The organism is Anaerobacillus sp. 63XJN7_4_ISO-PGPR-S23-413 (genome assembly GCF_056173725.1).
On sequence record NZ_CM149688.1, the window covers coordinates 2,422,708 to 2,434,772 of the forward strand.

Annotated in this window: 14 protein-coding genes; 5 read left to right on the plus strand and 9 right to left on the minus strand. The window is 39.1% G+C overall.

The window, feature by feature from the left end; translation table 11 throughout:
* Positions 1-195: 195 nt before the first annotated feature.
* Positions 196-729 (plus strand): 5' nucleotidase, NT5C type, encoded by a 534-nt coding sequence (locus AC0VYO_RS12795; protein WP_475365357.1) that lies wholly within the window; start codon positions 196-198, stop codon positions 727-729.
* Positions 730-739: 10 nt separating this feature from the next.
* Positions 740-1,654 carry an NAD(P)/FAD-dependent oxidoreductase gene (locus AC0VYO_RS12800; RefSeq protein WP_475365358.1) on the plus strand — a complete coding sequence of 305 codons (915 nt, stop codon included), beginning with the start codon at positions 740-742 and terminating at the stop codon, positions 1,652-1,654.
* A gap of 54 nt (positions 1,655-1,708) precedes the next feature.
* Here AC0VYO_RS12800 and AC0VYO_RS12805 read toward each other — a convergent pair whose 3' ends face one another.
* Both AC0VYO_RS12805 and AC0VYO_RS12810 read right to left on the minus strand, forming a co-directional pair.
* Positions 1,709-2,917, minus strand: a complete 1,209-nt coding sequence (locus tag AC0VYO_RS12805; RefSeq protein ID WP_430243027.1) for a D-alanyl-D-alanine carboxypeptidase family protein — start codon at positions 2,915-2,917, stop codon at positions 1,709-1,711.
* 268 nt (positions 2,918-3,185) lie between these two features.
* Positions 3,186-3,350: a hypothetical protein gene (locus AC0VYO_RS12810; RefSeq protein ID WP_194221881.1), complete on the minus strand. Its 165-nt coding sequence runs from the start codon at positions 3,348-3,350 to the stop codon at positions 3,186-3,188.
* A gap of 175 nt (positions 3,351-3,525) precedes the next feature.
* On the opposite strand from AC0VYO_RS12810, the gene AC0VYO_RS12815 reads away from it, so the two are divergent.
* Complete coding sequence (locus AC0VYO_RS12815) at positions 3,526-3,729, plus strand: alpha/beta-type small acid-soluble spore protein (RefSeq protein WP_098443926.1); 204 nt, start codon at positions 3,526-3,528, stop codon at positions 3,727-3,729.
* 51 nt (positions 3,730-3,780) lie between these two features.
* On the opposite strand, the gene AC0VYO_RS12820 is transcribed toward AC0VYO_RS12815, so the two are convergent.
* The 5 genes from AC0VYO_RS12820 to AC0VYO_RS12840 all read right to left on the minus strand — a co-directional run bounded on the left by AC0VYO_RS12820 (position 3,781) and on the right by AC0VYO_RS12840 (position 6,950).
* Positions 3,781-4,278: a hypothetical protein gene (locus AC0VYO_RS12820; protein WP_475365359.1), complete on the minus strand. Its 498-nt coding sequence runs from the start codon at positions 4,276-4,278 to the stop codon at positions 3,781-3,783.
* 54 nt (positions 4,279-4,332) lie between these two features.
* Positions 4,333-4,587, minus strand: a complete 255-nt coding sequence (locus AC0VYO_RS12825) for a DNA alkylation repair protein (protein ID WP_194221883.1) — start codon at positions 4,585-4,587, stop codon at positions 4,333-4,335.
* A 102-nt stretch (positions 4,588-4,689) separates the two neighbouring features.
* Positions 4,690-5,052 carry a YppE family protein gene (locus AC0VYO_RS12830; RefSeq protein WP_194221884.1) on the minus strand — a complete coding sequence of 121 codons (363 nt, stop codon included), beginning with the start codon at positions 5,050-5,052 and terminating at the stop codon, positions 4,690-4,692.
* Between the two features lie 107 nt (positions 5,053-5,159).
* Positions 5,160-5,654, minus strand: a complete 495-nt coding sequence (locus AC0VYO_RS12835; RefSeq protein ID WP_283154077.1) for a MerR family transcriptional regulator — start codon at positions 5,652-5,654, stop codon at positions 5,160-5,162.
* 333 nt (positions 5,655-5,987) lie between these two features.
* Entirely contained in the window at positions 5,988-6,950 is a 963-nt protein-coding gene (locus AC0VYO_RS12840) for a DUF2515 family protein (protein ID WP_475367669.1), read from the minus strand.
* Between the two features lie 86 nt (positions 6,951-7,036).
* On the opposite strand from AC0VYO_RS12840, the gene recU reads away from it, so the two are divergent.
* Both recU and AC0VYO_RS12850 read left to right on the plus strand, forming a co-directional pair.
* Positions 7,037-7,642, plus strand: a complete 606-nt coding sequence (recU, locus tag AC0VYO_RS12845) for a Holliday junction resolvase RecU (RefSeq protein WP_430243033.1) — start codon at positions 7,037-7,039, stop codon at positions 7,640-7,642.
* A 78-nt stretch (positions 7,643-7,720) separates the two neighbouring features.
* Entirely contained in the window at positions 7,721-10,429 is a 2,709-nt protein-coding gene (locus AC0VYO_RS12850) for a PBP1A family penicillin-binding protein (RefSeq protein ID WP_475367670.1), read from the plus strand.
* A 103-nt stretch (positions 10,430-10,532) separates the two neighbouring features.
* Here the strand turns inward: AC0VYO_RS12850 and nth are convergent, their stop codons facing one another.
* Together nth and AC0VYO_RS12860 are read right to left on the minus strand one after the other, a co-directional pair.
* Positions 10,533-11,195, minus strand: a complete 663-nt coding sequence (gene nth / locus AC0VYO_RS12855; protein WP_475365362.1) for an endonuclease III — start codon at positions 11,193-11,195, stop codon at positions 10,533-10,535.
* An 88-nt stretch (positions 11,196-11,283) separates the two neighbouring features.
* Positions 11,284-12,000 (minus strand): DnaD domain-containing protein, encoded by a 717-nt coding sequence (locus tag AC0VYO_RS12860; RefSeq protein WP_475365363.1) that lies wholly within the window; start codon positions 11,998-12,000, stop codon positions 11,284-11,286.
* Positions 12,001-12,065 lie beyond the last annotated feature (65 nt).

Here is a 12,065-nt window from a genome sequence, read left to right on the forward strand (position 1 = left end):
TTTAACAAGCAAGAGCCACTTGGTTCTTGCTTTTTTTAGTTACGCTATGTTAGCTTAATTTTCGATTTATAGTTCATTCATTTTTTGATGAGTCAAAAATCAAGAACGTTCGTTCCATGTCCTTTCCTGAACAATTGTTCCAATTAACTTTGCCTGTTATAGTGATAAAGAATGTATGATGAAAGAAGTGAGACAATGAAAACCTTATTAATCGATATGGACTCGGTTATATGTGACCTTATGTCTGAATGGCACCAGAGATACAATAATGATTACAATGACGACTTGTCTGTTGAGAAACTTGAATGCTGGCGATCTGAAGACTATGTAAAAAATGAGTGTGGAGCTAAAATTTATGAATACCTTGATCAGCCAGGTCTATTTCTTGAACTCAAGCCTCTACCACATGCTATTGAAGTATTGGAACGTCTTTCATCCGTGTATGATGTTATGATTGTCACGAGTAGCCGTACATATGCTTACACTGAAAAAGAACAATGGGTAGAAAAACACCTTCCGTTTATCGGCAAAAGAAATTTGATTTTCTCGCATAGAAAAGAAATGATTCGCGGAGATTTATTATTTGATGATGCTCCACACAACCTCATCGCATTTAAAAATTCAGGGAGAATGGCCATTGCGATGAACTATCGTTATAATCAATATGTCGACGTCCCTCGCGTGAATAACTGGTTGGAATTTGAAGAATGGCTTTCAACATGGAAGTGAGGGTACGGTGGTGACTCAACGAACAGATTTGCTAATAATCGGTGGAGGACCCGCTGGAATTTCTGCTGGAATATGGGCTAAAAGACTAGGCATTAATCATTTATTGCTTGAAGCAAAGGATAGCCTTGGGGGGCAATTAAGTACAATCTATAATCAAATTGTAGACTACCCAGGTATGGTGGTTGCAAACGGTCAGGTTCTACAGGAACAGTTCATAAAACATGCTGAGGAAATCATGTGCGATTATGTTACAAACACTCGCGTAAAGTCGATCGATTGGACTAATCGGATACTTCAAACAGCAGAAGGTAATTCATATATATTTCGCTCTTTGCTTATTGCTTCAGGGTCTTCCCCACGTAGGCTAGATGTTCCTGGTGAACAAGAAATGATCGAGCAAAAAGAAGTATACTCGGCAACTCGAGATAAATTGAAATTCAAAGGCAAACATGTTGCTGTAATCGGGGGCGGAGACCGCGCATTCGAAGGAGCTCTTCTTCTTGCTGAAGCTGGTTCTCAAGTTACACTAATACATCGTTCTGATTGTTTTAAAGCTCGTAAGGAATACAAAGAACCTGTCATGCTCCACCCAAACATCGACATACTAACAAAAACGTTTATTACAAAAATAGATGGAAAAGGAAAGAAGAAACTATTCCTCGCTGACGAAGATCATCACTTTACAATGATGGTTGATGGTCTGTTCATTCGAATTGGTGTTAAACCAAACACTGAACCTTACGAGGATGGCATTGACGTCGATCAGGAAGGATACATTCGATGCAACTCTTATGGTGAAACATCTCTGCCATTCGTCTATGCTGCAGGAGATGTTTGCACTAGACCGCTGTTATCAAGTATTGCCTCCTCAGTTGGACAAGGAATGACCTCTGTCAAACAGCTATCGTTCTTTCTTGAAAATTAAAAAAGGACCCTGAGGTCCTTTTTTAATTTTCAATGTTAGGTTTGAAAGTTGATTTTAAGGAAAAGTTCGATGTCTTTTTTGAGAAGAGTGACTTCTTCCAAAAAATAAAGATAGTAAAATTACCACAAAAACGCCGATCCCAAAATAGAAAATATTTTCACTAGACAGCAATGATGCTGTTTCTTCATCTTTTACTTTTGCTGCTGGTTTTGTTTCACTTTCCACTATTGTCGCACCTTTGTCTTCTTCTAAAGAATTCACTTCAAGAAAATCAGCATCCAGAATGGAAACATATGAAGCCCCTTTACTTTCAAGAATATTGTTATCAGATATGGTAAGATCTAGCTCGTCATCTCCAACTTGATAAAGGGTCATATCCTCAGAAAGACTATATTCCTCATTATTTCCAACTCCTAAATCAGTCCCCTTCTTATACTCAACTGGCGTGAAAGCATTAAACCCATAGTTAAGCATGGATAATGTGTCCTGATAAGCGATTTGATCATCGTTTGCTTTCATCGTAACAGCAATCAATTCTTGACCGTCTTTTGATGCGGTTGTCACTAAAGTGAAGCCAGACTCTGAGACATACCCATTTTTTCCACCTGTAACAAAGTCATAATCGAGTAAGAGTCGATGATGGTTAATAAGCGTCGTTTCCCAATCTTCACCAACCCATTCTAATTTTTTGATTCCTATCAAAGATCGAAACTGCTCATTTTTCATGGCGTACTGTGTTATTCTAGCCATATCTTCTGCAGTCGTTACATGATTCTCATTAAAAAGTCCATTTGGGTTAACAAAATTCGTATTTTTGACACCAATTTCTTCACGTAAAAATTCGTTCATATCTTCAGAAAACGATTCCACGCTTCCACTTAAATGCTCAGCTATAGCGATTGCAGCGTCATTTCCGGAATTAACCATCATTCCTTTAACTAATTTTTCTAACGAAACGATTTCTCCTTCTTTCAAATACACCCTAGTACCATCTGCTTTACGTGCACGCTCGCTTACCGTTACCATATCATCCATCTCTCCGGATTTAACAGCCATAAATGCAGTCACAATTTTCGTAATACTCGCCGGGTACATTTCGTCATTGCCATTCTTATTAAAAAGAATTTGTCCTGTTTTGCCATCGATCAGTATAGCGGTTTCGCTTCTTACATTTGGTAGTTCCTGTGCTTGCGTTACTGATGGAAATAAGCTTACAGTTAAACATATGACCATTATAAGATTCGAATAGTGTTTTAGAATCATGGAAGCTCCTCTTTCTTTTAAATGCTATTTAAACTGTTCGTTCCATATTTTCATACATTGTCTAGTATAAAAGACCTGATCCGTTTTCTATTATAGCTAAGAGTGGTAAAACAGAAAATACTTATTTCTTTATACCCTCTCTAACAACTTTTAATATAAAAGTATTGGAATGAACTAATTTTTCATTTTCTTTTTTATTTGTGAATCCTGAATTTGATAGAAGTAAAAATAAATTCAACCATAATAAAAACCGCTCAGGGCGGTTTAGTTAAGAAGCATACGATCCTTTCCACTGCTCTACCATGGTTTGAGGGGCACTCCAGCAGACCCAGGATACAAGCACTTTATTTTCTTCAGATATCACCAACCAATATTCCAACCTTCTTTTATCGAGGTTTTGATAAAATCCTGTCTTAGTAATAAAGCGATCCATTCTTATATCCCTCCAGTTCATTAGTCTCTAAATAACATATTCGTTACCCAAATACAGAACCCTCTAAATTTTCAGAAAAATGAACGTCTCCGTAACTACCAAAAAGTTCCTATATTAAGATTGTATATCATTCTTTACTCCTGAGCATTATATTAGTCAAGGAGGTGTACACAACATGGCAAACAACAATAGCTCAAACAATCTGGTAGTCCCTGGTGTACAACAGGCTTTAGATCAAATGAAGTACGAAATTGCTAGCGAATTCGGCGTTCAACTTGGCCCAGACTCCACTGCTCGCTCTAACGGTTCTGTTGGAGGAGAAATCACTAAGCGCCTTGTCCAAATGGCTGAACAGCAAATGGGCGGCGGAAGCTACTAATCACCAACTGCATAGTATGGATATAGAGGGCGGAGCAATCCGCCTTCTTCTTTATTCTCCAAGTAATGTTGAAGTTTGTACAGCATGTGCAATTAACTCCGAAAGATCACTTATTTGATCTTCATTAATTCGACGGTTAAATTCTAAAACAATGTGAGTCTTTAATTGTTCCGCATCCTCGTATGGGAAAGATATCGTTTGTCGGATAGCAGGTCGATAACCCCAAATACTTCGGATATCTTCTTCAATCTGTTCACAGTCCTCTGCATCTGATATGGCAACATCAAACAGAATTTTGATTTCACATCCTGCTTGAACATGCTCTAGCTTAAGCTGCTCCGCACTGAAATTAGCTAGATCAGCAAAAAGTTCAATCGTTACATTCACATGTTCATTTTCACTAAACTCTACTTGATACTTTCTTGAAAGACAAGCTAAATCAACCAGATCTTTTCGATTGATGATGGAGATCTCACCATCAAGATCTCGATCATATAGCTCTCCCTCAAGAACTACTTTTACATTCTCATATATAGTTGGATCAAACATCCTGTCCCCCTCCTTACATTCTCACTATATCATGAATAAAGGAGGGAAAAGTCATTAAGAATTAGCACGTGGATGTGATCGAGCAAATTGAATAAAGGTTTCTTCGTCTCCAATTTCGCCACATGCCCCACATTGAACTCGTATGCTTGGTCCTTTATAAACCATATGGAATGGATCAGCTTTTCCCTCTTCTATAATAGACATCACTTCTCCAGATTGAGGATCTAATTTAACTGAAGTCGCTTTTTGCTCAATTTTATTAAATCTCATTCGATTGGTTTTACATCGTGGGCACAAATACGCAGTCATAAACTCACTCCCTTTTTCTTTAGTGTTACTCAAAAAAAGGGAAATTTATTCATTTTAGTATGGTATGTGAAATTATACATTAAATAACGAGCATCAAGCTCGTTATGTTACTTGCTCAATTATTTTTTCAAGTACATATTCAACAGATTGGACACGCTCATTAAATTTCTTAGGTCCAGTATCCTTCTGCCACGCCACAACTGAAACCATTTCTATATTTTCGAATGTGTTTTTAATTTGAATTGGATATAAATATTTAGGCTTGTTTTCCATTACCCATGCTCTTGCTAATGGTTCCCATACCTTCAAAATCTCAAGTGCTCGATCGGCAAAAGGTTTCACTTCTTCATAGAAGTTAACTTTGTACGTATCAAGATGTGTGCGAGTAGTATATTGTACTCTCGCTTCTTCATTTATTGTGATTAGCTGTTTTGTTAGCTTTAATAATTTTTGTGTATCTTCCATTTCATTCACCCCTACTCCCTTATCCTACCATACTCACTGGTCACCAAACACATACAAAAACCTTATATCCATTTAGGACATAAGGTCAGAAGGGAACGTAAAGATCTCTAGAAACTGAATAAACTCATGATCCAGGGACGCTTGCCTTTGCCCGTCGACTGACCTACCGCCTCTTGTATCGAAGTATGATCCTCAAGCTCAGATAATTTTTCTTCTAACGAAGAAACTTTCTTGACTAGCTCTTCCAGTTCAGATCGATGCTGAAGTACTTGAACGGTGATAACCTCATTAGCTTTTTCATCTAACTGTCGCTCAAGCTGTTCTAGCCTTACTGAGAAGCGATCTAACCTTTGCTCAAATCGTTCCGGTGTTACCATTGCAACTTTTGAATTGTTTTTACCAGCTGATTTAATTTTCTCCATTGAGTAACCCCTTCTTAAATCGTTTTTAATCGATTTTAGCTCCTCAAGTGTTTCATTAGAAAATAAAAAGTGGCCAAGTTCATTCTTCTCACATGATAGGTCAAAATACTTAACCCAACGCTGAACAGTAGTAGGGTTTACACCAAGTTCATCCGAAACTTGCTTTGTTTTTAATAACATGCAATCCCATCCCTTCTGTCATTCTCAGGCCTTCGCCTGTTAGTTTGTATACGTAATATTCGCCTTTCTTTTTTATTTGCCTTCTTCGTTGACAAAACTAGTACGGTTTCGGCAAAGGTAGTGGTTTAATGCTAAAGGAAAAGGATTTCGACAATGAATAGGAATGTTTTTGTAACATCTGCTCAAACTAAAGTAAGGAGGTGTCAGTATAATGACCAAAAAGCAAAAACTTGATCAAACAAAACGTAAAGGCAAAACTCAGGAAGAAACTAGAACTGGATATGGAAATAAGAAAATGGAAGGACCAGATCGACCTTCCACTTAAAAGCAGGGCTATTTCCTGCTTTTTTGTATGAGCAGATTTTCCACTTCCATCGCAATTCTGATCTGACTTCTCTTTCTTTCATACCAATCTGAAATGAGAACTTTATCTGGTAATTCCGCTTCAACTTTCATCATTTTTTTTACTAGTAATTGACCTCTAAACCAATCTTTCTTATCCTGTTGATGATGAGGAATAATTGGATAAACCTGTCTTAACATTGGTCCCTCTCTTCTCTTCCCCATGAACCTTTCATAATCGTAGCGTGATCCCGTTGGAGCAACTTTCATTGCAAAATGATAAAATGCACTAAAATAATTAGGATGAAAGAGGAGCTTAGCTAAGCTTTTTCCTAGCTTAATTCGGTTACGGGTATGACGAAAACCACTAACTGATAAACCAAATAGCTCTCCCCTCACTGTCGGAAAAAGAACTGTGCTAAAATGGAACCAATCTTGAATGGTGAATAGCAATGAATGAAATACCTTCTTAGCATATAAATGATGTTCCATAAGCGGTCCTTCAATCACGTGCTGCTCATTAATAATTAACGCCGTCATTAAACGATCCTGATCACCTAACTCAAGAAAAGTTTTCCATTCTTCTAACATAAAGCACGATATTCCAAGATCTCTACCAAAATGGAAGAAGGAAGTGCTTGCTTTCTTACCTAGCTCATAGAGCAATAGCTGTGGGGCTGCGTCTGCAAAGATGATCCAATTAGCTCGTTCATATGTGAGGAATAACTTCATTAGTTGCTCTTCCTTTATTGCCTTAGGAAACCATTCTCCTTGTAAGTCAGTCATACTCCAACCGGCATTCCTAGAAACCATTGCGGCAAGGAACGACCATTTTATTTCTGGATTCCGATTGAAAAAATCTTGATAAAATACGGTACGTGAAATATTGTCAATGTTCCATTTTTCTATCGCTTTTGTGATTGTTTTCGTGACGTTCTCCACAATTTTTTTCACCTGCTTGAAACATTTTTGTCGTACAACTCGTAATAAGTAAAGTAAAATAGATTCAGTGCACCTTTTATATAGAAAGGATGGTTAACGTGCCGATTCGATATCCGAACGGAAAGCCGTACGTCCCTTCGGCTCAGAATCAGCTAGCAAATCAGAAACAAAAAACATACAGCAACCGTGGTATGACATTAGAGGAAGATATTAATCATAGTAATACGTATTATCTCTCAACAGGCAAAGCTGTTATACACAAAAAGCCTACGCCTGTTCAAATTGTTAACGTTGATTATCCCAAACGAAGCGCAGCCGTGATAAAGGAGGCCTACTTTAAGCAGGCATCTACGACTGATTATAATGGCGTTTACAAAGGAAGGTATGTGGATTTTGAAGCGAAGGAAACAAAAAACAAAACAGCTTTTCCATTAAGTAACTTTCATGAACATCAAATTGAACATATGAAACAAGTTCATGAGCACAACGGAATCTGCTTTGTGCTTTTACGTTTTTCAATCACTGACGAAGTGTTCCTTATGGATGCCGCTATGCTCTTTTCCCACTGGGAAACAATGAAAATTGGCGGAAGAAAATCCATTAGAAAAGAGGAGATTGAAAAGCAGGGAACGCATATTCCTTATACCTATCAACCGCGCATTGACTATATCAAGATTATTGATAAAATGTACTTCAGTTATTAAACAACTGGTTTAAATTCATAAAATGAAGGGTTCATTCGAATCCTATTAACAGTACAGGCTTGAAAGGCAGGAATATTCATGAGTGAATATCAATCACGTCAAGAACGACGTAAATCAAATGACAAGAAAAAGAAGTCCCCGAAGAAAGCTGGGAAGAAAGGTATTTTCAAAAAAATCTTTCTAACCCTCGTTGTTTTGTTTTTAGTTGGTTTAGTTGCTGGGGGAATCACCTCAATTGCCTATATCAACAATGCACCAGAGCTAGATCCAGAAAAGCTTACGAATCCACAGTCCTCCATCATACTGGATAAAAAGGATGAAGAAGTTCAAACTCTCGCAGGAACCGATGCAAGAGAAGTCGCTAAAATTGATGAGATTCCGGATATTCTAAAAAATGCTTTTGTCTCTGTTGAAGACACTCGTTTCTATGACCATTTTGGAATTGATCCACGAAGAATTGGCGGAGCTGTTCTTGCAAATATTACGCAAGGGTTTGGCGCTGAGGGTGCTAGTACGATTACACAACAGGTCATCAAGAACTCTCTCTTAACATCTGAAAAATCATTAGAACGAAAAGTTCAAGAAGCTTATCTATCCATTAAGCTTGAACAAGAATATTCAAAAGATCAGATCTTAGAAATGTATTTAAATAAAATTTATTTCGGTAATGGTGCATGGGGAGTTGTGGATGCAGCCGAAACTTATTTTGGCAAAAACATTACTGAAGAAGACTTAACACCTGGCGAAGCAGCACTACTAGCAGGACTTCCGCAGCGCCCTACCTACTATAACCCATATGAATACGCTGATCAGGCAGAACAGCGTAGAAATGTTGTGCTTAGCTTGATGGAAAAACAGGGCGTTATTACAGCTGAAGAAGCTGACAAATATCAAGCAGAAAAAGTTAGTGACATGGTTGTTGCATTAACAGAAGATAAAGAAACAGATCAATATAAAGTCTTCATGGACCAGGTTGTGAAAGAACTACGAGAACGTGATGATATCTCTGAAAAGGATATCTACTCAGGGGGACTTGAAATTTACACAACCCTAGATACGCGCGCTCAAGATATAACAACTGATGTGATTGCAAACTATCCTTATTCGAATGAAGATATGCGATCAGGGCTAGTCCTGATGGATACTAAGACTGGTTCGATTAGAGCCATTGGTGAAACACGTAAAGATGAGAACGTAATTACTTACGCAACGACAGGGAAGTTTCAGCCAGGATCAACCGCTAAACCGATTGTTGCTTATGGCCCTGCAATTGATACCGAGCAGTGGTCAACTGGCCGCTCCATTAAAGACGAGCCTCTAAAAATAGGTGACGCTAATATTCGTAACTGGGACCGCGAGTATCGTGGTCAAGTATCAATGAGACGTGCTCTCGAGATGTCTTATAACGTTCCGGCTGTTAACACCTTCCTTGAGATTGGTGAAAAACCTGCTCAAGAGTTTGCTAACAAGCTTGGTATGGATTTGAAAGATGAAGACATGGTACCTACTGCTGCTATCGGAACATTTAGCACCTCTCCCCTTCAAATGACTGGTGCTTATGCTGCTTTCGGTAACGGTGGAACGTATAATGAGCCTCACACGGTACGAAAAGTGGTCTTTCCTGACGGAAGAGAGATTAACATCGAACCTGAACCAGTAAAGGCAATGAATGATTACACAGCCTACATGGTTAGCGATATGCTTAAATCCGTCGTAAACGAAGGAACTGGAACAGATGCTAAAATTTCCGGTCTACCTGTCGCTGGTAAAACGGGTACGACAAACCATCCTCAAGAAGTCGTTCAATCACAAGGCTTCCCTACATCAGGTATTGTAAGAGATGCCTGGTTTGCTGGATATACTACGGAGTATTCCATGGCAGTATGGACAGGATTTAACGAACCAAATAAGCACTATTTAGATTCTAGCAAAGGCGAAGATGATACTTCCAAGCTCCTTTTCAAAGAAATTATGAGCCAAGTATCTGAAGGTATTAATACTGCCGACTTCCAGAAGCCCGACTCGGTCGTAGAGGTTGGCGTTGAGAAAAGCACTGGTCTATTGCCAAGTGACTACACGCCAAAGGATCAGATCGTCTATGAGCTATTTGTAAAAGGTAGTACGCCAGAAAAGACTTCTGATAAGTACAAACAACCAGACGGCGTCAAAGGACTTTCTGGAAAGTATAATGCTGACTCCAATAGCATTTCACTATCATGGCAGCCTGGTGAAGATAAGAGCTTCACTTATAAAGTGGAAATGGCTGTAAATGGTGGAGGTTATCAAGGGGTGACCGAAACAGGAGATACTGGATTTACGTTAGAAAATGCCCAAAAAGGTAGCGAATATAAATTTAAAGTAACAGCCGTTTCAGACTCAGGAGTATCAACGAAGCCGGCTGAAACATCCGTATCAGTTCCTAAAGAAGAAGAACAGGAACCTGAGGAGCCTACAGAAGAAGATACAAACGAAGATAGTGAAACACCGCCGGACGAAGGTAATGATGAAAATAGCGATGCTGGAGACGGAAACAGTGGTGACAATCAGGGAGAAGAAGAACCTCCAGCTGACGACCAAAGTGGCAACACTGATGAAAGTGGTAACGGAGGCCAGGATCAAGGAAACAATGGTTCTGGAGAAAATCCTGGTAACGGGTCTGGGAACGGTTCTAGTGACGGTTCTGGATCTGGCAATGATTCTGGATCTGAGACTGATAATCCTGGTGACACAGGAAACACAGGTTCAAACGCTCCACCAGCCAGCACACCACCTAATGAGGAAGAATAGCTTTAAAGCCCAATCTGCAATGCAGATTGGGCTTTATTTATACTTATTTGATTTAAAGACTAACTAGTTCTGTTTATTAATTCATTGTAATAATACATAAAATCTATTTGCCTTTCCGAGCACGCTGATTCATTCTCTTCTGTCCTTCTCGGCATAGCTCGAGAAGTGGACAAATTTCACATTGCGGAGATTGAGCTTTACAATGGTACCTTCCAAAGAAAATAAAACGATGGTGAGAAACGGACCACTCCTCTTCTGGAATTTTTCTCATGAGCGTCTTCTCAACTTCTAGAACGGAATCCTTCCATCTGCATATACCGAGCCTCTTGCTCACTCTCTCAACGTGGGTATCCACGGCGATCGCCGGAACATCAAAAGCTACTGAAGCAATGACGTTAGCCGTTTTTCTTCCAACACCTGAGAGCTCCATTAGCTCTTCCCTCGATTCAGGAAGAGAACCGCCATATTGTTCAACAACCGTTCTGGCAAGCTTTTTTATATTTTTTGCTTTATTTCGAAATAAGCCGATCCTTCTTATATCGTTCTCGAGTTCTTCTATGGGTACTTGAAGAAAGTCTTCAGGACCGTTATATTTTTCAAATAAACCAGGAGTAACTTTGTTTACTAATGCATCTGTACATTGAGCTGATAATACAACTGCAATAGCAAGCTCAAATGGAGTAGAATGATTCAATTCACAATGGGCATCTGGAAACATCTCTCCCATCGTATCAAGAACTGTTCTTATCTTGGCTTTCGTTAGCAAAAGTCCGTCTTCCTTTCTTATGTCTAGTATAGGCTTTAATTTGTTCATAAACAAAAAGCGGAAGCAACACTTCCGCTTTACATATGACCTATCTTCCAAGCCAGTTATATATAGGAGCACTCTGACCTGAATCTTTCTTCACATCAGGCTTAGCAGGTGCTTTTTTATCATATTGGTGCTTTCTAAACTTCTCTCCGTAGGAACGTGCCTGCTCTAATGTCTTAATGCCGTTTCGCTTCCATTCAAAGAGTATGCGGTCAATGTAGCGAAAGTTTAGCTTTCCAGCAAGAACAGCTTCTTTTAACGCCCCTTTAATTAACTCAGCATCATGCTTATCACCATCTATCCACATGGCAAGCGTCTCGCATTCAATGGGGGAAAGTGGCCTTGCAAATTCACGCTCAAACAACGTGTAAAGACTTTCTTCATTCTCATCGTTTTTCGCAGCAGCCTTCTCTGCTTCTTCTTGCTCGATCGCCTTAAAAATTCGCTCCCACAACGGGATTAGCGAATAGACTTCAGAATAATAATTCTTCGATTCATTCTGGTGTTCCTCGATCGTTAAAACACCTTTTTGCATAAGCTGCTGTATTTTATCTAGACAAGCTTGTGGTGAATATGTCATTGCTTGGGCAAGTTCCTCCGGTGTTGGAAAAGAATTCCCCCGTTCAATAAAACTGTGTAGTCTAATTAAAAAGAAGGCATCTTCTTCATGTAAACCAACGCTAACATAGTAATTGAGCAAGAGCCTTGGTACTGAAACATGACCTTCATTAATGATTTGAATGATGTGTTCCTTCTTCATCCCATCCACCTCTACCTTTCATTATAGCACGCCGGCATTTTGTGATGGGAGTAGAAAAATCTGGC